16 protein-coding genes are annotated in these 22,402 nt (G+C 59.0%); 10 read left to right on the top strand and 6 right to left on the bottom strand.

Annotation, left to right across the window (positions count from 1 at the left end; all coding sequences use genetic code 11):
* Nucleotides 1-3 precede the first annotated feature (3 nt).
* Both lpxA and QEH57_RS01280 read right to left on the bottom strand, forming a co-directional pair.
* Nucleotides 4-798 (bottom strand): acyl-ACP--UDP-N-acetylglucosamine O-acyltransferase, encoded by a 795-nt coding sequence (gene lpxA / locus QEH57_RS01285; protein WP_309004854.1) that lies wholly within the window; start codon nt 796-798, stop codon nt 4-6.
* A 12-nt stretch (nt 799-810) separates the two neighbouring features.
* Nucleotides 811-1,332, bottom strand: coding sequence for an NUDIX domain-containing protein (locus QEH57_RS01280; protein ID WP_309004853.1), 522 nt, complete (start codon nt 1,330-1,332; stop codon nt 811-813).
* A 96-nt stretch (nt 1,333-1,428) separates the two neighbouring features.
* Here QEH57_RS01280 and QEH57_RS01275 point away from each other — a divergent pair, with 96 nt between their 5' ends.
* Nucleotides 1,429-1,884, top strand: coding sequence for a hypothetical protein (locus tag QEH57_RS01275; protein WP_309004852.1), 456 nt, complete (start codon nt 1,429-1,431; stop codon nt 1,882-1,884).
* A gap of 262 nt (nt 1,885-2,146) precedes the next feature.
* The gene (gene ovoA, locus QEH57_RS01270; protein ID WP_309004851.1) at nt 2,147-4,279 is read left to right on the top strand and encodes a 5-histidylcysteine sulfoxide synthase; all 2,133 of its coding nucleotides are present in this window, start codon (nt 2,147-2,149) and stop codon (nt 4,277-4,279) included.
* A gap of 152 nt (nt 4,280-4,431) precedes the next feature.
* Here the strand turns inward: ovoA and rpsU are convergent, their stop codons facing one another.
* Together rpsU and QEH57_RS01260 are read right to left on the bottom strand one after the other, a co-directional pair.
* Nucleotides 4,432-4,629: a 30S ribosomal protein S21 gene (gene rpsU, locus QEH57_RS01265; protein WP_008103948.1), complete on the bottom strand. Its 198-nt coding sequence runs from the start codon at nt 4,627-4,629 to the stop codon at nt 4,432-4,434.
* Between the two features lie 48 nt (nt 4,630-4,677).
* Nucleotides 4,678-6,798 carry an ATP-binding protein gene (locus QEH57_RS01260; RefSeq protein WP_309004850.1) on the bottom strand — a complete coding sequence of 707 codons (2,121 nt, stop codon included), beginning with the start codon at nt 6,796-6,798 and terminating at the stop codon, nt 4,678-4,680.
* 162 nt (nt 6,799-6,960) lie between these two features.
* Here QEH57_RS01260 and dnaE point away from each other — a divergent pair, with 162 nt between their 5' ends.
* From dnaE to QEH57_RS01230, 6 genes are all read left to right on the top strand, one after another.
* Complete coding sequence (gene dnaE, locus QEH57_RS01255) at nt 6,961-10,740, top strand: DNA polymerase III subunit alpha (protein ID WP_309004849.1); 3,780 nt, start codon at nt 6,961-6,963, stop codon at nt 10,738-10,740.
* Between the two features lie 115 nt (nt 10,741-10,855).
* Nucleotides 10,856-11,971, top strand: a complete 1,116-nt coding sequence (locus QEH57_RS01250; RefSeq protein ID WP_309004848.1) for a histidinol-phosphate transaminase — start codon at nt 10,856-10,858, stop codon at nt 11,969-11,971.
* Complete coding sequence (locus QEH57_RS01245) at nt 11,961-12,500, top strand: RidA family protein (RefSeq protein ID WP_309004847.1); 540 nt, start codon at nt 11,961-11,963, stop codon at nt 12,498-12,500. Before QEH57_RS01250 ends, QEH57_RS01245 begins: the two co-directional genes overlap by 11 nt.
* 119 nt (nt 12,501-12,619) lie before the next feature.
* The gene (locus tag QEH57_RS01240) at nt 12,620-13,162 is read left to right on the top strand and encodes a response regulator (RefSeq protein ID WP_309004846.1); all 543 of its coding nucleotides are present in this window, start codon (nt 12,620-12,622) and stop codon (nt 13,160-13,162) included.
* A 239-nt stretch (nt 13,163-13,401) separates the two neighbouring features.
* A complete protein-coding gene (locus tag QEH57_RS01235; RefSeq protein WP_309004845.1) occupies nt 13,402-14,823 on the top strand; it encodes a DEAD/DEAH box helicase in 1,422 nt (473 codons plus the stop codon).
* 158 nt (nt 14,824-14,981) lie between these two features.
* A complete protein-coding gene (locus QEH57_RS01230; protein ID WP_309004844.1) occupies nt 14,982-15,728 on the top strand; it encodes a DUF5995 family protein in 747 nt (248 codons plus the stop codon).
* Between the two features lie 21 nt (nt 15,729-15,749).
* Here the strand turns inward: QEH57_RS01230 and QEH57_RS01225 are convergent, their stop codons facing one another.
* Entirely contained in the window at nt 15,750-16,670 is a 921-nt protein-coding gene (locus QEH57_RS01225) for an SRPBCC family protein (protein WP_309004843.1), read from the bottom strand.
* A gap of 156 nt (nt 16,671-16,826) precedes the next feature.
* Between QEH57_RS01225 and QEH57_RS01220 the strand changes: the two genes are divergently transcribed.
* Nucleotides 16,827-18,041, top strand: coding sequence for a glycosyltransferase family 4 protein (locus tag QEH57_RS01220; protein WP_309004842.1), 1,215 nt, complete (start codon nt 16,827-16,829; stop codon nt 18,039-18,041).
* 181 nt (nt 18,042-18,222) lie between these two features.
* Entirely contained in the window at nt 18,223-19,974 is a 1,752-nt protein-coding gene (locus QEH57_RS01215; RefSeq protein WP_309004841.1) for a sensor histidine kinase, read from the top strand.
* Here QEH57_RS01215 and QEH57_RS01210 read toward each other — a convergent pair.
* On the bottom strand, nt 19,971-22,367 hold the full coding sequence (locus tag QEH57_RS01210) for a DEAD/DEAH box helicase (RefSeq protein ID WP_309004840.1): 2,397 nt from the start codon (nt 22,365-22,367) through the stop codon (nt 19,971-19,973). The two genes, QEH57_RS01215 and QEH57_RS01210, sit on opposite strands and share 4 nt — an antisense overlap.
* Nucleotides 22,368-22,402: the final 35 nt, after the last annotated feature.

Raw genomic sequence — 22,402 nt, 5'->3', positions numbered from 1 at the left:
AAATTATTTGGACGAGCGCCCCGGCGTCGCAAAGCCACGCTTGCCGCCGGCAAAAAAGTCGAGAAATCGGACCGCCTCCGGCGACAGTCCCTCGCCCGCGTCCTTCGCCTCAGCTGCTAATACTCGCATATTTCCTGTACCCAGAAAAACCTTACGGTAACACCGCTGCAGCTCCGCGATCGTCTCCTTGGAAAAACCGCGACGTCTCAACCCCACCAAATTCAAGCCGAACAAGGTGTTGCGCTCCGCGAAAATCGTAAAGGGAGCCACGTCCATAGTCGCCGTCGACTGCCCGCCAAACATGACGCTCTCGCCGATGCGGCAGAATTGGTGAATCCCCGAGCAGCCGCCCAGAAAGGCGCTGTCGCCCACGCTCACATGCCCGCCGAGCAGGCTGGCATTGCCCACCACCACTTTGTTGCCCACCACCGAATCGTGGCCCACGTGAGCCTCCGCCATCACGAAGCAGCTCTCGCCTACCACCGTGCAGCCGCCTTCCTTGGTCGCTCGGTTAATAGTAACGCCTTCGCGCAAGGTCGTCTTGTCGCCAATTCGAGCAAAGGTCCTGATCGACGGATCGAAACTCAAATCCTGAGGCAAGCCCGCCACCACGGCAAAATTTCCCACTGTAACCGATTTTCCAATACGAGCCCCGTCCTTGAGAACGGCATGGGCCTCCAGCTTGGAGCCCGCCCCGATCTCCACGTCGCCCTCGACGATTGCATACGGGCCGATCTCAACCCCCTCGCCTAGGATAGCTTCGGAAGAAACGATCGCGCTTGAGTGAATACTCGCCATCGCCTTTAGAAATTAAGAGGTCGTCGGCAGGAGCTGCAGCGCCTGCAAGCGGACCAGGATCAAGCGCAAGGCGCTCGAGTAACGATCCGGAGTGAAGCCCACCCCTTCCAGCAGCTTTGAGATCGGCTTCCATTCCCCGATCTCGATCTCGTCGTGGTTCAAGCGAAACGGGCCGTTGCCGGTCACTCGATAGACATGGATGAACTCCTCCCCCGTCTCTTCGCAGGGAAGCAGCTTGAAAAGCATCTCCAGTTCCTGCTCCGGCTCGTAGCCGAGCTCTTCCTGCAGCTCTCGATGGGCCGCAGTCAAATAATCCTCGCCGCTGTCCACATGCCCCGAGCAGGAAGAATCCCAAGCCCCCGGCCAAGTGTCCTTCGTCTGCGAGCGCTTCTGCAGAAAGACTTCCCCTTCCTTATTGAAGATCAACACGTGCACCGCGCGGTGGCGCAGCTTCTTGGCGTGGGCTTCGGAGCGGGTCGCCTGACCGACGACCTGATCGTTTTCATCAACGATGTCGAAAATATCTTCTTGCATGGAGTGGGAGGAGCGGAAATCTGAGAAGGCTGTTAGAGACAAACGCCAGCAGAGCGCGTACCACGACACGAGTAAAAAAATCTCCGAAATACCACCATGCCAAAAGTTTCCGTAGAACTGATTCACGAAGTCCTCACCAACAACAACCTCGAGCCGGACATGATCCAAGCCGTGCTCAAGCAGATCGAGGAACAAGCAGCGGCGGAAGCGGAAGCGGAAAAGGCCAACAAGGAGCCAACCGTCAAGAAACAGTTCGTCCTCATCGTCTCCGACCCGAACGGCACCATTCCCGACCAGGACTACGTCGGCTGGGTCGCCCAAATCCCCGAAGACGATCCCGTGGGCGAAACCATGGACCGCCTCATCCGCGCCACCTACGAATACAACATTTCCAAGAAAGGCCGCAAGTACCCCTGCAAGACCGTTGGCGAAGCCTGCGAAGCTGTCGGAGCCCGCTTCCTCAAGGAGCAAAACATCGCCATCAAAAACAAGGTCCCGGTCACCGTCGTCAAAACCGACAACAAGATCCCCGAGATCGAGAGCGACTTCTAGCCACCCAGCTTCCCCCCGGAAAGATGGGCTGGCAAAAAGCAGCCAAGAAAACCGCAAGCCGGCGCTCCTTTTCGAGCGCCGTTTTTTTTGGCTCCGCCCAGGACCATGCGCCCAAAGCAAGCTTCCCCTTGAGTCGCTACCGCTTTTGGCTACGCTTGCCTTTCGTCCGCTACTGCGCGTTTGGATCGGTAACCGATTCACCTGCAGCCGCCCTGAAACCTCGTTCGTACCCAAAGGTACAACTCCAACCGACTAGCTTACTATGATTACGAAATCGGCCCCCTCCGAGATAAAGACGCCCTACACGGTCAACCTCGCCGAAGGCGATCCGGAAGAAAAACGCGAGGAGATCCGTCGCTACTTCCACGAAACCTACGACGCCTACGAAGCCCTCTTCGAGCCCCTCCTCGAAAAAGTCGCCTACCGCACCCGCGCCGACGCCCTGCGCCACCCGCTCATTTTCTACTACGGCCACACCGCCACCTTCTTCATGAACAAGCTGGTGCTCGCCAAACAGGTCGATCGCATCAATCCGAGCTTCGAGTCCATCTTCGCCATCGGAGTCGACGAAATGTCCTGGGACGACCTCAACGAGTCCCACTACGAATGGCCCGACCCCGACAACGTACGCGAATACCGCCAAAAGGTTCGCGACTGTATCGACAATCTCATCACAGAGCTCCCGATCAACCTTCCCATCGGCTGGGAGAGCCCCTTCTGGCCCATTATGATGGGCATCGAGCACGAACGCATCCACCTCGAAACAAGCTCCGTGCTCATCCGCCAGCTCCCGCTCGAGCTGCTCGACGGCCAGCACCCGACTTGGAAAATCTGCGACCGGGACAACGCCCCCGCCACCAACGAGCTCATCGAAGTCCCCGGCGGCACCGTCAAGCTCGGCAAGTCCCGCGACGACGCCTACTACGGCTGGGACAACGAATACGGCAGCTACAGCAAGGACGTCACTACCTTCTCCGCCAGCAAGTACCTCGTATCCAATAAAGAATACCTAGAGTTCGTGCAAGACGGCGGATACACCACTCGCGACTACTGGACCGAGGAAGGCTGGAACTGGGTCACCTACGAAAAGGCCACCTGCCCCCGCTTCTGGCTTCCGCAAAAAGACGGCAGCTATAAATTCCGCGCCATGCTCAAGGAAATCGATATGCCTTGGTCCTGGCCGGCCGAAACCAACTACCTCGAGGCTAAAGCATTCTGCAACTGGAAGGCCGCAAAAACCGGTCAACCGGTCCGGCTTCCCACCGAAGAGGAATGGTATCGACTTCTCGACTACAGCGAACTTCCGGACGCTCCTGAATGGGAAAAAGCCCCGGGCAACCTAAACCTCGAAGGCCCTGCGTCCTCCGTGCCCGTCGATACCCACGAGTTCAAGCACGGCTTCTACGACATCGTCGGAAACGTCTGGCAACACACCGAGACGCCTATCCGCGGTTACGCCGGCTTCGAAATCCATCCGCTTTACGACGACTTTTCCACGCCGACTTTCGACACCAAGCACAACATCATCAAAGGCGGCTCCTGGATCTCCACCGGCAACGAGCTCATGCGCGACTCGCGCTACGCCTTCCGCCGCCACTTCTACCAGCACGCCGGCTTCCGCTACATCGTAAGCGACGCCCCCGTAGAAATCCCCGACGACTCCTGGGAAACCGACCCCGAAGTCGTACCGTATTGCGAATTCAACTACGGCAAAGAGTATTTCGGAGTAGCCAACTACCCAGAGAAGATCGCCCAGGTCTGCCTCGACCTCGCCACCAAGCGTCCCCGCGGCAAAGCCCTCGCCCTCGGCTGCAAAACCGGTCGCTCCGCCTTCGAGCTCGCCGCCGGCTACCAATCCGTCACCGGCATCGACTTCTCCGCACGCATGATCCGCATCGGCGTGCAAATGAAGGACAAAGGCTACACCCAGTACACCTTGCCCGAAGAAGGCGAAATCGTCTCCTTCCACCAAGCCAACCTGCAGGACCTCGGGCTCGACTGCGTACGCGACAACGTCGAATTCATGCAAGGCGACCTCGCCAACCTGAAGCCCATCTACACCGGCTACGACCTCATCCTGCTCGATACGCTGCTCGAGCGCTCCTACAACCCCGCCAAGTTCCTCGAGTCCGTTCACGAACGACTCAACGCAGGCGGACTGCTCGTCGTTTCCTCCACCTACGACTGGCAGAAAAGCGTCACCGAACAGGATCACTGGCTCGGCGGCTTCAAGGTCGACGGAGAAAATGTGACCACCCGCGACACGCTGGAAAAGCTCCTGTCGGCCAACTTCCAGCAGCTAGGCGAATCCAGGGACATCGAATACGTGCTCCGCAAGACCGCCCGCACCTTCGACCACAACGTGGCCGAGCTCACCGTCTGGGAGAAGAAGTAGACCCCAGCGCAGCGCCGAACACCAGCCAGCGTCCGCCCTACAGGTTCCATCCCTGAGCGGACGCTTTCTCCAGCGCTCTTCCAAACGATCACAAAAAAAGACGCACCCCAATGGGTACGTCTTTTAGAAATTCAAAATCTCGGCGCCGACGACTAGTTGTCGTACTTGCAGCGGATCATGTTGTTGAAGGCAGCTACCTTCTTCTGGCGACGCTTCGTTTGCGAAGGCTTTTCGAAGTAGCGGTTAGCGCGTACGTCCTTGATGACGCCTTCGCGGTCGAGCTTCTTCTTCAGACGGCGGAGTGCACGTTCTACGGGTTCGTTTTTGCGGATTTTTACTTCGATTGCCATGGTGGAAAAATTGAAAGACGCCCAACAAGGCCGTTTTCCTCGCCCTCGTCAACCCTTTTTCTGGGTATGATCCCCTTCTAGGCTGCGGATCGGCGATTGCTCGAACATTTTGATCTCGCCGCCAAGGGCCAACTCGATCGTCGACTTCAAGGAAGCCCGCCTCAAAGGCTTCGTCAAGTACGCATCCATCCCCGCGGCGAAGCAGAGCTCGCGATCCCCCTGCAGGGCATTGGCGGTCAGGGCTACGATCGGAGTACGCTCGCCTTCCCGCTCCGCCTCCCGGTAGCGTCGAGCGAACTCGTAGCCATCCATTCGCGGCATCTGGCAATCGAGCAAAATCAAATCGAAGGTATCCTTCTCGCAAACTTCCAAAGCATGGACCCCATCCTCTGCCAACTCGCAGTCGTAGCCAAATCGCCTCACCATGTGGGCCGCTAGCCGACGGTTAATCGGATTGTCCTCCACGATCAATATCCGCGAGCTCCGGGTGGGGCCGGCCGCCGCCTCCTTCGGTTCGGCCGCTACGTCGCAAGGAGCTTGGCCCAGCTTGTACAACCACATGACCGACTCCACACTGCGACCGAACTGGCTCGGCCGAATCGGCAAATAGACATGAGCATGCCGCTTCAAGCCAGACTTGACCAAACGCATGCCGTGCTTCGGGTACACGGAAATCCACGCCGCCCCCGACAAGGCCTTGTCCCGGAGGTCACTGGCAAAGCCCGCTTCGCAGACCACTAAGTCGACGCCCACCCCGCAATTTCGCAGCAGCTCCTCGAAAAGCTCCGCCGTGCCCGCGGACAAGCACACGATGTTGCGGCAGAGCAGCTCCCGCTCCACTTGCCGCGCCGCCGTCGCGTTCTCTATATAAAGAAGCGCCACACTTTCCCGTTCCGCCCCTATCGCCGGATACCGATTGCTGCCGCCCGTCCAAGCTTCTGCCTTAACGGTGAACCAAAAGGTCGAGCCCTGCCCTTCCTGGCTCTTCACCCCAATCTCGCCCCCTAAGGCCTTAGCCAGCTGGGAACAGATCGCCAAGCCCAGCCCCGTACCGCCAAACCGACGCGTCGTCGACGAGTCCGCCTGCATGAACGGCTGAAACAAACGCTCCTGCGCCTCCGTCGAAATCCCGACTCCCGTGTCCTCCACCTCGAAGCGCAACTCCTCGCCGTCCGCCGTCCGATTCCAGCTAACGCCCAAGCGCACCCGCCCTTTTTGGGTAAACTTGACCGCATTGCCCAACAGGTTGGCCAACACTTGGCGAATGCGGCCGCTGTCCGAAACGATCGCCAACGGCACCTCCGTATCGATATCGCAGACCACTTCCAAGCCCGACTCGTGGGCCGACTCGAGCATCAGCGTCAGCACCGACTCCACCAGTTCGCGGATCTCGAAACGGCGCTTCTCCAACTCGATCCGTCCCGATTCCAAACGCGAAAAGTCCAAGATATCGTTCAGGATGGAGAGCAAGGCCTCGGCGCTCTGGTTCGCCGTGCTCAACAATTCCCGCTGCTCCGCATCGAGCGTGGAATCCCCCAGCAAAGTCATCATGCCGATCACTCCATTGAGCGGCGTTCGGATTTCGTGGCTCATCACTGCAAGGAACTCGGACTTCGCCCGGGCCGCCTGCAAACCTGCGTCCCGAGCCTTCTCAAGCCTCTGGTTCGAGAGGCGCAGCTCTTCCGTGAGCGACTCCAACGACCGCTTCCGCTCCTCCAGGTGCTCGATCTTCTCGCCGAGCAGCTCGCTCTGCAAACGCACCAAGGTATTCGCCCGCAACAGCCCCACATAGGTCCCGTCCGGATCCGTCACCACCACGTCCTGCCAATACATCCTCTCGTCGCGGGCAAACGCCCTCAGCAGGATCGCCTCCAAGCTCTCGCCCATCACCACCGTCAAGCTGCCGTCCTCCAGGAAATCCCGCACCCTGGAGCGCGAGTGCAACGCAAAGCCGAACTGCGACCCCAGCAGGGCCCCGATCCGCGAACGGCTGCACACCCCTAATACCTGCCCTTCGCTTAAAACTGCAGCGTAACGGCAATCCTCCTTCTGGAAGAACTCCGCAGCCTCCGAAAGAAGCGCGCTCCCGTCCAGGTAGGCCTGCTCCACCATCAGCTTGTACAGCTCAAACTCCCGGCTGGCGGGCGATAACAGTTCGTCGAAATTCATTGGGGTAAACCATCGGACGTTTTACAACTCACGCCAACAACGCTACGTTACAGTAAAGCGCCTTTTGCGTTACAAGACCGCGAAACAGGCGCTTGGGCCCTGTGAATAACTCCTAAAACCTTTCCCTTTTCACGCTTCCCTTTTCCCTCTTCACTGCTCCCCATGTCCAATCCCGCCGAAGGCCCCTTCGTCCATCTCCACAACCACACGCACTACTCCCTTCTCGACGGCTGCGCCAAGCCGATGCGGGCCGCCCAGCGCTGCCTCGAGCTCGGCATGCCGGCCCTCGCCATGACCGACCATGGCAACCTCTTCGGCGCCATCGACTTCTACCGCTCCTGCAAAAAGGTCGGCATCAAGCCCCTCATCGGCTGCGAGCTCTACTACGTCAACGACCACAAGCAATCCGAGCGCCCCAAGCGCGAGCGCAAGCGCACCGACGACATCGGCGACATCCCCGAAGACTACATCCCGCCCAAGGAAGATTTTCCCAAGTACCAAATCCACCACAAGGGCGTCATCGCCAAGGACTTCGAGGGCTATCAAAACCTCTGCAAGCTCGTCTCCGACGCCCACGTAAACGGCGTCTACTACAAGCCGCGCGCCGACATCGAAACCCTCGCCAAGTACTCCAAGGGCCTCATCGGCCTCTCAGGCTGCATCAACGGCGTCGCCGCCCAGTATTTGATTTATGGCGACGAAGAAAACGCCCGCAAGGCTACCGCCAACTTCGTCGACATCTTCGGCAAGGAAAACTACTTCATCGAAATCCAGGACCACGGCATGCCGGTCCAGCGACGTATCATCCCCGGCCTGCTCAAGCTCGCCAAGGAATTCGACCTGAAGGTCATCTGCGCCAACGACTCGCACTACGTCTACAAGGAAGACGCCAGGCCGCACGACGCCCTGCTCTGTATCCAGACGGGCAAGATCATCGAGGACGAAAACCGCATGAAGTACCCCTCCCAGGAGTTCTACCTCAAGAGCCGCCAGGAGATGTACGAGATTTTCAAGGAAGTCCCCGAGTCGCTCGACAACACCGTGCACGTCGCCGAAATGGTCGACCTCGAAATCAAGTTTGGCGAAGACCACTACCCCATCTTCGAGTGTCCCCCAGAACTTGGATACAAGGACGACCACGCCGCCTTCGACCGCATCCTCGACATCTACGAATCCGAGAAAACCAAGGTCAACAAGCAGAACGGCGACGACACCGTCTGCAAGCTCACCCCCGAAGAACGGGCCAAGCACAAGAAAAACGGCTTCGTCCTTCTCGACCTCTGCAAGAAAGGCCTCAAGGAACGCTACGGCGTCGACTACGACAACCGCTCCACCTACGTCCCCAAGGAAGGCCAACGCGAAGACTTCGCCGATTTCGTCTGCGGCCAAATGGACTTCCAGCTCGCCATCATCACCGGCACCGGCTTCGTCGACTACTTCCTCATCGTTTGGGACTTCATCAACTTCGCCCGTAGCCAAGGCATCCCCGTCGGCCCGGGCCGCGGTTCGGGCGCCGGCTGTATCATCGCCTACGTATTGAAGATTACCGACATCGATCCCCTCCGCTTCGGCCTGCTCTTCGAACGAATGCTCAACCTCGAGCGCGTTTCGCCGCCGGACTTCGATATCGACTTCTGCATGCGCCGTCGCGACGTAGTGGTAAACTACGTACGCGAAAAGTACGGCCACGACTCCGTGGCCAACATCATCACCTTCGGTACCTTCGGAGCCAAGATGATCGTGCGCGACCTCGCTCGCGTGAACAACCTGCCGTTCGCCGAGGCCGACAAGATCGCCAAGATGATCCCGGACGAGCTCAACATCTCGCTCGACGACTCCGTCGAGAAGTCCTCCGACCTGCGCAACGAGATCGCCGTCAACCCCGTCGCCAAGACCATCGTCGAACACGGCAAGGTTATCGAAGGCATGGTGCGCAATACCGGCAAGCACGCCTGCGGCATCATCATCGGCGACCAGCCCATCTCGAACCTCGTGCCGGTCACCCTCCAGGAAGGCGACCTCACCACCCAGTACCCGAAAGGTCCTTCCGAAGACCTCGGCCTGCTCAAGATGGACTTCCTGGGCCTCAAAACCCTCACCGTCATCTCGGACGCCCAGGACAATATCCAGCGCACCCGCAACATGCCGGACTTCGATATCGAAAAGGTATCGCTGGAGGACCCCAAAACCTACGACCTGCTCAACGCGGGCAACACCGTCGGCGTCTTCCAGCTCGAGTCCGGCGGCATGCAAAACCTCTGCAAGCAGATCGGCCTTTCCGTCTTCGAAGAAATCATCGCGTTGATCGCCCTGTATCGCCCAGGGCCCATGCAGTTCATTCCCCAATTCATCGAAGGCAAGCGCGACCCCAAGAAGATCCAGATCCCCCACCCCCTGCTGAAGGAACTCGTATCCGAAACCTACGGAGTCCTCGTCTACCAGGAGCAGGTCATGGAGTCCGCCCGTATCATCGCCGGCTATACGCTCGGCGGCGCGGACATGCTTCGCCGCGCCATGGGCAAGAAGATCGCCTCCGTCATGGAAGCCCAAAAGCAGATCTTCGTCGACGGCGCCGCCGCCACCCACGGCATCAAGGAGAAGGAAGCTCTCAACATCTTCGCCATCCTCGAAAAGTTCGCCCAGTACGGCTTCAACAAGTCCCACTCCGCCGCCTACGCGATGCTCTCCTACCGCACCGCGTTCCTGAAAGCCAACTACCCGGTCGAGTTCATGGCCGCCTTGCTTTCAGCGGAACTGGGCAACGCCGACAAGGTTTCCCACTTCATCGACGAAGCCAACAGCATGGGCATCCGCGTCCTTTCGCCGGACATCAACAAGTCCAACGAAATGTTCACTCCCGTGATCGACAGCGAAGAGGACAAGGAAGACGGCAAGCTCGGCTCCATCCTCTTCGGTATGGGCGCCGTCAAGGGCGTCGGCGATTCCGCCGCCAAGACCATCATCGCGGAACGCGACGCCAACGGCCCCTACGAGGGACTCGACGACCTGCTCGAGCGCGTCGACACCAAAGCCGTCAACAAGCGCGTGCTAGAAAACTTGATCAAGACCGGCGCCTTCGACTTCACCGGCGAACCGCGCGGATCGCTCTTCCATCGCCTGGAAGGCGCCATGAACCAAGCCGCCGAAGCGCAGCGCGACAAGGAACGCGGCCAAGAGTCCTTCTTCGATATGATCGTGGAGGAACCCAAGGAAAAGGACGCTCCCCAGTGGGACCTCAGCAAGCAATTCTCCAAGAGCGAAATGCTCCGCTTCGAAAAGGAACTGCTCGGCTTCTACGTCTCCGGGCATCCACTCGATGAATACAAAGGCCTCGCCGAAGCCCTCACCAACTTCGATCTGGAGAAGGTAGACAACCTCGGCGACAAGGTCGAATTCCAAGCCTGCGGCGTGGCTGGTGGCGTCGTCAAGAAGCTCTCCCGCAAGGACAACCGTCCTTGGGCCTTCTTCAACCTCGGCACCCGCAAGACTTCCCTCACCGTCAATTGCTACGCCGACGCCTTCGAGGAATACGGACACAATCTCGAGAACGACAAACTCGTCGTCATCAAGGGCACCGTCATCCGCCGCGACGGCGAAGTGCGCCTCAACGTGCTCGAAGTCCATCCCCTCGACGCCTTCATGCCGGGCCAAATCAAGCACATCACCTGGGTGCTCGATCCCGACAAGGATACCGACAGCTTTCTCTACAAGCTGCGCGAAGTGCTCGACCGCTCCCGCGGCTCCACGCCTAGCGATATCGCCTTCCGCATCACGGACAGCTGTATCACGTCCGCCGCTACGGCCAGCTCGCTGGGCTGGCGCGTGAACACCAAGGAGTGGACCGAGCTGCGAAAGCACAAGGCCGTGGTCGGTTGCATCGTCGAAACCGAACCGGTCAAAGTGAAGCAACGGGAACGTCGCTGGGCTCCGAAAGCGAGCTAGAAGCAAGCTCGCTCGCGGTACCACTCCGCGAGCGCCCACTTTTCGCGCGCCAAATCGAGCGCCGCCCCTCCGTGGCGCGAAATCGGCTAACGGTAGGCCAAAAGATGTCTACCTTATGAACCGACGCGACTGGATCAAATCCGCTTCGATCGCCGTGGGGGCTGCCTGCGTTTCGCAGAAAGCCTTCGCCCAAGATCAAACCTTCACTACAATCTCGAGCTCCCACGGCTACACGAACCTCTCCATCAACGAGAACCAGTTCGGCCCCTCGATCAAGGCGATCGCGGCCATCCGCGCCTCCCTCTTCTACGCCAACGAATATCCGCTCGAAGCCCAAGAGAAGCTCAAGCGACTCATCGCCGCGAAAGAGGACGTCCTGCCTTCGCAAGTCATACTCGGCGCCGGATCGTCCGACATCACCATGGGAGCCGCCACCGCCTTCAGCGCCCCGGGGCAAAACATGGTCAGCTCCGATCCCTCCTTCCACCCGCTCATGCTCTGGGCGGAAAAGTTCGGCGTCGAACACGTCAAGGTCCCCTGGACCGCCGACTACCAAGTCGACCTCACCCGTATCGAAGAATCCATTACGGAAAACACTAGCCTCGCCTACGTCTGCAATCCGGAAAACCCGGTCGGCACCCTCGCGGATCCAAGCGAACTCTACGCCTTCTGCAAAACAGTTTCCGAGAAATGCCCCGTCCTCGTCGACGAAGCCTATATCGACTACGCCGGCGATGTGGACCAGCTCTCCATGATGCGCTGCGTGCGCGAAGGCCTGCCCGTCATCGTCCTGCGCACCTTCTCGAAAGCCTACGGTCTCGGTGGCATGCGCGTCGGCTACGCGGTCACGAGCAAGGAACTCGCGGAAAAGATCGCCAGCTACTACGTCACCGGAATCGGTTGCGGCTGCAGCCACGCATCGCTCGAAGCGGCCATCGCCGCCTACCAGGACCAGGAATGGCTGAAAACCGTCCGACGTCGCACCGCCGAATCCCGCAGCTACCTTTGCAAGTACTACGACTCGATCGGACAAGCCTACATCCCATCGGTCACCACCTTCGTCCTGGCCCCCACCCAAAAGAATTCCAAGATGATCGCCGACGCCATCTTCGGCGCCTATAACCTGAAAATCAGCCCGCGCAGCTACTTCGGCCAAGACTACCTGCGCATCAGCATGGGACGCATGGAACAGATGAACCAGCTCACCGACGCCCTCTCCTATGTTCTCTAAGTCCATCCTCCGAGCGATCCTCGTATCGACCCTTTCACTACTCGCGGCATCCCATCTCCGCTCCGAACCCTCGGCCCACCAACGATTGGCCGCGCTCGGCATCGAACTTCCGCCCGCCTCCAAATCCGTCGCGAACTACCAGCCAGCCGTCCGCTCGGGCGATCTTGTCTTTCTCGCAGGAGCCATCGCCAAAGGCCCCGACCAGCAGTTTATCAAAGGAAAGCTCGGCTCCGACTTCAGCGTAGAGGACGGCTACCAAACCGCCCGGCTCGTCAGCATCGCCCTCCTCGCCGCTCTCAAGGCCGAAATCGGGGACCTCGACAAGGTGGAGCGCATCGTACGGATCGAAGGCTTCGTGAACTGCACCTCCGACTTCGAGCAGCAATCCCTCGTCCTCAATGGCTGCTCGGACCTGCTCGTCGAAGTATTCGGGGAAAAAGGCAGGCACTCCCGCATCGCGATCGGCGCCCAATCCCTCCCCTTCGGAGCTCCAGTCGAAATTTCGGCTATCGTGAAAATCAAGGACTAATCCCGTTCCAAGTCTTTGCTTTTCAAAGCATTTTCACGGAAATCCGTGATATTTTAGGTCGGCAGTTCAAGAACTGCGCAGGGGCGACGATTTCTGCACTATCGCTTTAGCGGTACCCTATGCAGAAAACCAAGTCCAGACCTAGCAAGCACCGCGTCGTCGTCGTCGAAGACGACAATACTTCGCGCAAGCTCATCGCTCGCATCCTCGAGCAAGCAGGTTACGACGTGCTCGAGTGCGCCCACGGCAAAGACGCCCTGCACATCGCCGAAATGAATCCTCCCCGCGCCATGATCGTAGACGTCATGCTGCCGGACACCAAAGGCACCAAGATCGTCCAGGAACTCACCTACAACAAGGACTGCCGCTTCACCAAGTACCTCTTCCTCACCGGAATTCTCTCCAAGCGCTCCGAGAAATCCAATTACTTCTTCGAGATCGACGGGGAACGCTACCGAGCCCTGCCCAAGCCCATTCGCAAGGGCCAGCTCCTGCGCCACCTCGCGGAAGCGGTGATCCACTCCCTCGAGATGGAAGATTCCGAGAGACGGGAACGAGAAGCCGAAAAGCTGCCCCCGTCCGCCTCCCCGAGCAAGAATTCCTCCGGCGAAAACGGGGAAATACCAGACGATCAAGTCATCCTCTCCGAAGGCCTCTACTAGCCTTCCCGCAACGCCCCCGCGAAAAAGAATTCATCTTTTTCCTAGGCGAAGCCCTCTCTTTGCGCTAACCCTCCGCAACTTACACGCGTTTGCCTTCTGATCGGCCGACGCATCGCTCCGGTAGGAAATGACTTTTATCGCGGCGAACCTTAACAACGCCTCACAGGCAATCGGAAGTCGCCAGATCGGAGCCAACGTTCGCAAGACGTGTGGCCGCGACCGCCACTACCGCACACCATATGCCATTCGCAACTCTCGGACTCCGTCCGGAAATCACTGCCGCTGTCGCCGCAAAAGGCTACACCGAGCCCTCCCCCATCCAGGCGAAAGCCATCCCAGCCATCCTCGAAGGACGCGACGTCCTCGGCGGAGCCCAAACCGGAACCGGCAAGACCGCTGCCTTCAGCTTGCCGCTCCTGCAACGCCTCTCGGAATCGAGCTTTAAGAACAAGCGCCCCCGCGCCCTCATCCTAGCTCCCACCCGCGAGCTCGCCGCCCAGGTGCACCAGAGCATCCTCGACTACGGCGACGGCCTAGGCCTCCACTCCGCCTGCTTCTTCGGCGGCGTAAACATCAACCCGCAGATCTCCAAGCTGCGCCGCGGACTCGACATCGTCGTCGCCACGCCCGGCCGCCTGCTCGACCTCTGCCAGCGCGGCGAAGCCAATCTCGGCGCCATCGAAACCCTCGTCCTCGACGAAGCCGACCGCATGCTCGACATGGGCTTCATCCATGACATCAAGAAGATCCTCAAGCTGCTCCCCCACGAGCGCCAAAACCTCTTCTTCTCCGCCACCTACGCCAAGGAAGTAAAGAAACTGGCCGACACCATTCTGCGCAATCCCGTCGAGGTCGAAGTCGCTCCCCGCAACTCCACCGCCGACCAGGTAGCCCAGGAAGCCTACTCCATCGGCCAGAAGAACAAGCGCGAAGCCCTCGCCGCCCTCATCAAAGACGGCGACTGGCAACAAGTCCTCGTTTTCACCCGCACAAAGCACGGAGCCAACCGCCTTGCCAAGCAGCTCAACTCCGATGGCATCACCGCCGCCGCCATCCACGGCAACAAAAGCCAAGGAGCCCGCGAGCGCGCCCTGGAAGACTTCAAGACCAACTACATCCGCGTCCTCGTCGCCACCGATATCGCCGCCCGCGGTATCGATATCGCAGACTTGCCGCATGTAGTTAATTTCGAACTACCGAATATCGCCGAAGACTACGTGCACCGTATCGGCCGCACCGGCCGCGCCGGCAAGAAGGGCAAGGCCATCTCCCTCGTTTCCTCCGACGAGGAAGCCTACCTCGTATCCATCGAGAAACTTCTCAAACGCGAAATCAAGCTCCTCGAGCTCAGCCCCAAGGGTGTCATCGGACGCGAAGCCCAGCGCATCGCCAACCCGCAAAAGCCCAAAAAGGTTCAGCAACAAAGAGGACCACGGCAAGGCGGCCCGCGCCAAGGTGGCGGTGGACGTCCCGACGGCAATCGCTCCGGCAAGCCCTCACGCCGCTCCGGAAAACCGGGCTCCAAGCCCTCCGTCAAGCCTGCGGCCTCCGGCGCGAGCCAAAGCTCAGCCCGCCCCGCAAGCGACTCCGGAGGAACAGCAACTGCTGCCCCCATTCGCAGCCGCCGCAACCGCCGCCCGCCCAACCGTCCCAAGTTCTAGGCCTCGAGCCAGAATCATTGCCCGCGATCCAAGGGCAATCAACGGGGACTCAACTCCTCGATTCTTTCAAAGACGCTCCGCCATTCAGGCGGAGCGTTTTATTGCGCCTACTACAATCAAGCTCGCCGCAACGGGCCTAGAAAGTGCAGTATCCCTCGATGATCCGCACCATTGACGAGGTAATAGACGAACTCGATAGAATCGTCCGCGCCTGCATCGAAACCAATGATCCGCTCGGCTACTTCCCCTCCCTCTACAAACGTGTCACCATCGCAGTGAAGGATGGAATCGACCGCGGATCCTTCGAAGACAACGAGCGTATGGAAAAACTGGATATCATCTTCGCCAGCCGCTACCTCGACGCCTACCGAAGCTTTCGCGAAAGCAAGCAGAGCTGCAAATCCTGGGATGCCGCCTTCCACGCCCGATCCCCGAAACTCGTCACCCTGCAACACCTGCTCCTCGGGATGAACGCCCACATCAGCTTGGACCTCGGCATCGCCGCCGCGCAGGCTGCCGCCGCAGATTCCCTTTCGCTGAAAAACGACTTCCACTCCATCAACCGGATCCTCGGAAACCTCATCGACGATACCCAACAACGCCTCACCCACATCTTTCGCCCACTTGGTTTGCTGGATCGACTCGTCGGTCCCATCGACGAAAAGCTCAGCATCTACAGCATTGCCTACGCTCGCGACAAAGCGTGGACCCAAACCTTGGAGCTCTCCCTCGCCAGCCCCGAAAAACGCGACCAATTGATCGCCGAACGCGACACCGCCGTAGCCCGCTTTTCCGAATGCCTCACTTCCCCCGCCCAACTGAGCGTTCGCCTACTGCTCCTCGTGGTCCGCGTACTCGAGCGCGGCAACGTCGCTTCTCGTATCAAAATACTCAATACCCCGTAAACCCGGACCCTTCCTAAAAAGCTACTTCGCAGGAAAGTAGACCGTGCTCAGAAGCTCTTCCTCGCCTACCGCGCAAGGATCGTTCCGGTACACCTCGAAAGGCGGGCTTTCCTTACTGCCTGCGAACACCTTGGAGCGCTGGTGCATCATTCCCGCCGCCCAGGCGTTGCCAAGGTGGCGATACGCTCCGGTATGGTGAATCGCATAGGCCTTGATTTCGCCCAAAGTCCCCTTCTCAAGCCCTTCGGGGCAAGGCGTGCCAGCGGCCACCGGCAGAGCGATCCGGTAGCGAGTCGTCCCTTCGCTCATGTCGAAACGCTCGTAAAAGCAAACGGGCGGGCCCTCCATTTCAATCCCGAGAGCGCTCAGGATCGAAGCCGCCTGCTGCATGTCCGCGCCCATGCGATCAGAGATCTCGGACAATTTGCAATCCCGGCTCAAGCCCACGTACTCGAAGCCCTCCACCGTTTCGAAACCGGCGAACTTCAAAGTGGACGGCACCTGTCCCAGCTCGACCTGGTCCTTCAACATGCGCAACCCGCGATCGTAGTCCATGGATATCGCCGCCACCATCGTCCGCTTCATCCAAAAAAGGAAAAACGGCAGCGAACCGGACATCGTCCAACGCGTATTGGTTTCGCCACTACCCTCGTCAAAATAAAAGGAGACGGAAGACACCGACTTGAACGGCTTCAAGAAGCTTAGCCGATAGTGGATCTCCTTGTTCTCGACGACATCGAGCACCTCCATCTTGCCGGCGCCGATGATATCGCCGGACCAACTGTAGCTGCGGCCGTCTTCCGCGTACTCCAGCCGACACATCGGCTCCGCCAAGATCCAAGGTGACCAAGCCACCCAGTTCCTGAAATCCTTAACGTTGGAAAAAACCGAGGCTGCGGGCGCCTTGATAGAGATAGTACGTTCGAGACTGAACTTTGGCATGGCAAGTCTTGGCGTTGGGAGTTGGAATACGTGCGCGTAACAGGCCCCAAAGCTAGGCCAGCTTCCCCTCGATGTAAACCCTCATAGGACCGTTGCCGCAAAGATTGCAGATTTAACTGGTCTCCGCCCTCCCCCTTCAAATAAGTGGTCGCAACCATGCGAGTTCTGATCCTAGGAAAAATCTGGCCGGAGCCAAGCTCCTCCGCCGCGGGCACCCGCACCCTCGACCTCATCCGAAGCCTCTGCCAGGCCCGGTGGGAAATCCATTTCGCCAGCGCCGCCCAAACCTCCGAGCACAGCCACGATCTCGCTAGCGACTTCCCCATCGCCACCCACGAAATCCAACTGAACTCCTCCAGCTTCGACGCCTGGGTCGCCCAACTCGCCCCTGACATCGTCATCTTCGACCGCTACATGACGGAAGAGCAATTCGGCTGGCGCGTCGCCCAAGCCCTTCCCGAAACCCTACGCGTCATCGACACCAGCGATCTGCACTGCCTGCGCGAAGCCCGCCACCAAGCCCTCAAGAGCGGAGCCGCCCTCGATCTGCAAAACCCAATCGCCCTTCGCGAAATCGCCTCCCTTCTGCGGGTCGACCTTTCCCTCATCATCTCGGAATACGAGCTGCAGCTCCTCCAAGAAACCTTTCCGATTTCGCCCCCGCAAATCGCCTACTGGCCCTTCGTCCTGCCGGAGCCTGAGACGGCCGCTACCCTCAGCTACGACGAGCGCCAGGATTGCGTCATGATCGGCAGCTTCCTGCACCAACCGAACTGGGACGCCGTACAATTCTGCCGCCACGAAATTTGGCCGCTCATCCGAGCGCAGCTCCCCGAAGCGCGCCTAGACGTCTTCGGCTCCTATACGCCCGAAAAAGCAAAGCAGCTCCACAACGAAAAGATCGGCTTCCACATTCGCGGCCGAGCGGAAAACGCGATCGAAACCCTCTCGCGCTATCGGCTCAACCTCGCCCCCCTACGCTTCGGGGCCGGACTCAAGGGGAAGCTCGCCGACGCCTTCCTCGCTGGGACTCCCAGCATCGCCTCTCCCATCGCAACCGAAGGCATGCTCGGAACCCTCGAATGGGGGAGCAACGTATCCATCGATCCACGACAGTTCTCCGACACTGCGATCAACACCTACACCGAGGAGCCGGCCTGGCTACAAGCCCAAGCTTGCGGTTACCGGATCGCTCGCGAGCGTTTTTCAGAAAGCCATTGGCTCGCCAAGCTGCCTGAGATCCTCGAGCAAGCCTTCTGCGATCGCCATGCCAACCGCCAAGGCAACTTCCTCGGCAAGCTGCTGAACCACCACCAGCATCGCTCCACCGAATTCATGAGCCGCTGGATCGAAGCGAAGCAGAAAAAGTGAAGGCAAAGCCTAGCAGCACTACACGAGCTCCGGAGCCCTTCCAAAAAGACCTGCGCCCACCTCAGCCTCGCGTTGCAGGCTTAGCTTTTTCCAAGACTTAGGCTTTCGAGCCTCGACGAACTGTCGATAAAGGTATTTCTCGCCGTTTCCCGTTTCGACTCAAATTTCCACGCGCTTTTGAATGATTCCATTTTCTACCAGATATCGCTGGGCCTGGCTCGTTTGCCTGCTCCTTCTCATCGGGTTCCTAACCAATAGCCTCAGCAGCTATTTCGTCTCGAAACGCAACGTACGGCGAACCATTGTCGAAACCTCGCTTCCGCTCACTTCCGACAACGTATACTCAGAAATACAGCGCGACCTGCTGAGGCCCATCTTTATTTCATCGCTCATGGCCAACGACACCTTCCTCAAGGATTGGAGTCTGGAAGGCGAATCCAAGCAAGACGCAGTCACCAAATACCTGCACGAGCTAAAAATCCAGTACAACACGATCAGCAGCTTCTTCGTCTCGGAGAAGACGAGAACCTACTACCATCCCCAAGGCATCCTGAAAAAGATACGCGAGGACGACCCACGCGACGAATGGTATTTCCGCGTGCGCGACCTACCTGAGGACTACGAGATCAACGTCGATCCGGATCTCGCCAACCAGGACGAGATGACCATCTTCATCAATTACCGCGTAAAGGATTACCAAGGAAACTTCATCGGAGCCACCGGAGTCGGTCTCACCGTTAACCGAGTCAACCACCTCATCAGCCGCTACGAGGCTAAATACGACCGGCAGATTTACTTCGTGAATACAGACGGAAAGATGGTTCTGCGCCCGTCCAACAGCCCCTTGCTTAACATCCCGAGCTTGCAAGAGATTGAAGGCTTAGCGGAACAATCCTCCGCTTTGCTCAACGGCGAGATCGCCAATCTCTCCTACGAGCGAGACGGCAAGACGCGTTTGCTCAACTGCCGCTTCGTACCCGAACTAGACTGGTTCCTCATTGTCGAACAAACCGAGGACGCCCAGCTCGCCCCGCTCAGAAAAGAGCTCTTGATAAACGTTATCATAGCTCTGCTTACCACCGCCGTCGTTGCATGGATCTTCATCGTATCAATCAAGCGCCACCACGACCGGCTGGAAAGGCGCAACCAAGAGCTCTCCCGGATCAACGACCAAATCGAACGCCAAAAGAAGAAGATCGAACAATCGGCCGCATCCCTTGAAAAAGCGAACGACGAACTATCGCGACTCAACCGGGAAAAAGATGAATTCATAGGAATCGTCGCCCATGACCTGCGCAATCCGCTCAACGGCATCTTAGGGCTCTGCGCGGTGACCGATTTCGACGAAGACGATCCGGTCGAGTTCATACAAGATATCGAGGACAGCGCCAATCGCATGCTCTCCCTTGTCGAAACCCTACTCGATGTATCAAGAATAGAAGGACACGACGTTCAAGTCTCATCGCAACACGTCAACCCGTTCGAACTGGTCAAGAATTCCTGCGCCCAGTTCACGGAGCATGCCGACCGCAAAAACATAAAGCTCTCGATCGAAGGCGATACAAAGAGCGAACTGCGGATCTTCACAGACCCAGACTGGTTCTCCATTTGCCTGAACAACCTCATCAACAACGCCGTCAAATACACGCCTGAATACGGAAAAGTCCAAGTGAAAACCTATGCCGAAACAGGCTCGAACTGTATCGCCATATCAGATACCGGACCCGGCATCAGCGAGGAAGACCAAAGGAAACTGTTCGGCAAGTTCGCGCGTCTTTCCGCTAAGCCCACCGGAGGAGAATCCTCCACCGGGCTCGGCCTCTATCTGGTCAAAAGCATGTGCGAACGTTTGGGCATCGAAATCACGGTTCGCAGCGTCCTCGGCAAAGGAACGACCTTCACTCTCAAAGTGCCTAGCAAGTCCGAAGTCTAGGGGACTAGAAGCGCTTCCAAATCATCCATCTCCAGCTTGGAGTTCAACGAACCGTCTTCCCCAAACAACGCGGCCGCCAGCTCCGCCTTCTCTTGCTGGATCTTGCGAATCTTTTCTTCGACCGTATCCTTGGCTAGGATACGGTAAGCGATCACTTGGTCGGTCTGCCCGATGCGATGGGCCCGATCGATCGCCTGCGCCTCCACAGCCGGGTTCCACCACGGATCGAGCAAGACCACGTAGGAAGCGGCCGTCAACGTGAGCCCCGATCCCGCCGCCTTCAGCGACAAAAGGAAAACCTGTTCGCTCCCATCCCCTTGAAACCGTTCCACCAGCTCGCCTCGATTCTTGGTCTTGCCGGTCAGCTTCAACAGGGAAAGTTGCCGCTTGCGCAGCTCCCCCTCCACGATTTCGAGCATTTGCACGAACTGGCTAAAAACGAGCACCTTGTGCCCTTCCGCAACCAAAGGTTCCAACAAGTCGAGCAGGGCCTGCACCTTGGCCGAAACCTCCGCTTCCTGCCTCGCCGCGCCTTTCAGCAACTTCGCATCGCAGCACACCTGCCGCAGGCGCAACAAGGCCTGCAAGACGTTCAAGCTTCCGCCTTGCCCCTTGGCCGACTTCAGCAGGGCTCGAGCGCTCGCGAGCTCCTCCTCGTAAAGCTCCCGCTGCTCGCCCTCCAGCTCGCAATAGATGTCCTTCTCGATGCGCTCGGGCAACTCCTTGGCAACCTCCCGCTTCAAGCGGCGCAGCAAGAACGGCCGCATCCGCTGACGCAGGTCCGCCAGGGCTTCCTCGCCTCGCGCCCTGCTGTAGTTCACCTGAAAGGTGGGCAAGGGCCCAAACAGGCGAGGCATGGCGAAGCGCATGATGCTCCACAAATCCGTGAGGCTATTTTCGATCGGCGTGCCCGTCAGGGCCAAGCGATGACGTCCACGCAACTTGTAGGCAACCTTGCTGGTCTGCGAGGTCGGCGACTTGATATACTGCGCCTCGTCCAGCACCACCGCATCCCAATCCTGGCCCGTAAACAGCTCCCCATGGATCCGCAGCTGGGCGTAGTTGGCCACCACGATGCTCGACTCCCCGATCCCCTGCTCTACGGAACGAAATAGCTCGGTGCTCAGACCGGTCTTAAACTTGATCGGTTCCTGTACCCAATTATCGGTTACAGACTTCGGGCAAACGACCAGAACCCGAAACCGCGGCTTGCTTCTCTCGGCCAGCCACAGCAGCCAAGCGATCGTCTGCACCGTTTTACCCAGCCCCATATCGTCCGCCAAAATTCCGCCCAATTCCAGCTGGCTCAGCCGACAGAGGTAGGAAAAGCCCTCGATTTGGTAAGGCCGCAAGACGCCTTCCAAAACCTTCGGCACCCTTGGAGCTTCCCGTCCTGACAAAGCTTTGGCCCGAGAGCGAAGCTCCTTCCATCTCGCCTTCCCCAGCATTTCCTCCGCCAGGAGATCCTCCACCTGGCAAAGGTGGATCCGCTGCGAATTGCCGCGATCCGGATCGAGTCCCAAGGAGGACAAGGCTCGGGCGTCCTTCTCGTCGAGCTCGCGATCGAGCCGACACCAGCCCTTCCCGTCGAGCTTTACCAAAGCGCCCTCCGCATCCCGCAGCTTGCGGATCTCCTCCGCGGAAAAGCCTCCCCCTTCGACCTCCCATTGCGCTCGCGCTTGAAACCAGTCGCGATCGGGCGACTCCTCCAAACCAATACGCACCCGGAGCTTCAAGGCCGGCCGATCCCATTTCGCTTCGCTCGGCGCCGGAGCAAAACCTCCCTTGGATCCCCGCGAGCGAACCGGCCGCTCGAACCCGTCTACCCCTTGGATTCCCTTGTATTCGAAATAGTCGAACAAAAGCCCGCTGAAGTCCTCCACGGACTTCGGAGCCTCCTGCTGCAAAACTCGCTTGAGGTCCCGAATCGGTTCCCGTCCCGCAACCCCAAGGCCAGCCCGATTCGACACCAACTTGTAAAGGTCCTTTGGATACAGCAGGTAGCCCGACTGCTTTGCCAACTTCCAGACACGCTCCAATTCCGCCTGCAGCGGGCTCAGGGGCTCCACCTTCGGCGGGGAATTCCGCGTCGGCGAAGAAACCTTGCCCACCAAGCGATCCCGAGCCACCCGCGCCAAAGCGTAGGCGTGGGCGCAATTGAAGAACTCCGCGCAACTGCAGCTCCCGCTCAATCCCCCCGCATCGTTCACCGCGAGGCTCACTTGAAACGCCCCCTCCCGCTTCTCGATCACCGCCCCACGTATCGAGGAGCCGCCCAAGGCATCCACCCGCGCCGCCCCCGCCTCGTACAGTTCGGTCCCCTTCGCCAGGGCCGCAGAATCAACCTGCCCCACGAACTTGGCAAACCGCTGGTCGAATACGAATGGATCCATCGCCGCAATCAGAGGGCTGCCGCCCCAATTTGCAA

Source organism: Pelagicoccus sp. SDUM812005, from assembly GCF_031127875.1.
GTDB lineage: Bacteria > Verrucomicrobiota > Verrucomicrobiia > Opitutales > Opitutaceae > Pelagicoccus.
The sequence above is the reverse complement of the archived record's forward strand: the minus strand, read 5'-3'. Positions and strand labels throughout refer to the sequence as shown.

Excerpts from the sequence above, each read along its gene's own strand:
- lpxA (WP_309004854.1), bottom strand. The coding sequence starts at position 798 with ATGGCGAGTATTCACTCAAGCGCGATCGTTTCTTCCGAAGCTATCCTA.
- QEH57_RS01280 (WP_309004853.1), bottom strand. The coding sequence starts at position 1,332 with ATGCAAGAAGATATTTTCGACATCGTTGATGAAAACGATCAGGTCGTC.
- QEH57_RS01275 (WP_309004852.1), top strand. The coding sequence starts at position 1,429 with ATGCCAAAAGTTTCCGTAGAACTGATTCACGAAGTCCTCACCAACAAC.
- ovoA (WP_309004851.1), top strand. The coding sequence starts at position 2,147 with ATGATTACGAAATCGGCCCCCTCCGAGATAAAGACGCCCTACACGGTC.
- rpsU (WP_008103948.1), bottom strand. The coding sequence starts at position 4,629 with ATGGCAATCGAAGTAAAAATCCGCAAAAACGAACCCGTAGAACGTGCA.
- QEH57_RS01260 (WP_309004850.1), bottom strand. The coding sequence starts at position 6,798 with ATGAATTTCGACGAACTGTTATCGCCCGCCAGCCGGGAGTTTGAGCTG.
- dnaE (WP_309004849.1), top strand. The coding sequence starts at position 6,961 with ATGTCCAATCCCGCCGAAGGCCCCTTCGTCCATCTCCACAACCACACG.
- QEH57_RS01250 (WP_309004848.1), top strand. The coding sequence starts at position 10,856 with ATGAACCGACGCGACTGGATCAAATCCGCTTCGATCGCCGTGGGGGCT.
- QEH57_RS01245 (WP_309004847.1), top strand. The coding sequence starts at position 11,961 with ATGTTCTCTAAGTCCATCCTCCGAGCGATCCTCGTATCGACCCTTTCA.
- QEH57_RS01240 (WP_309004846.1), top strand. The coding sequence starts at position 12,620 with ATGCAGAAAACCAAGTCCAGACCTAGCAAGCACCGCGTCGTCGTCGTC.
- QEH57_RS01235 (WP_309004845.1), top strand. The coding sequence starts at position 13,402 with ATGCCATTCGCAACTCTCGGACTCCGTCCGGAAATCACTGCCGCTGTC.
- QEH57_RS01230 (WP_309004844.1), top strand. The coding sequence starts at position 14,982 with ATGATCCGCACCATTGACGAGGTAATAGACGAACTCGATAGAATCGTC.
- QEH57_RS01225 (WP_309004843.1), bottom strand. The coding sequence starts at position 16,670 with ATGCCAAAGTTCAGTCTCGAACGTACTATCTCTATCAAGGCGCCCGCA.
- QEH57_RS01220 (WP_309004842.1), top strand. The coding sequence starts at position 16,827 with ATGCGAGTTCTGATCCTAGGAAAAATCTGGCCGGAGCCAAGCTCCTCC.
- QEH57_RS01215 (WP_309004841.1), top strand. The coding sequence starts at position 18,223 with ATGATTCCATTTTCTACCAGATATCGCTGGGCCTGGCTCGTTTGCCTG.
- QEH57_RS01210 (WP_309004840.1), bottom strand. The coding sequence starts at position 22,367 with ATGGATCCATTCGTATTCGACCAGCGGTTTGCCAAGTTCGTGGGGCAG.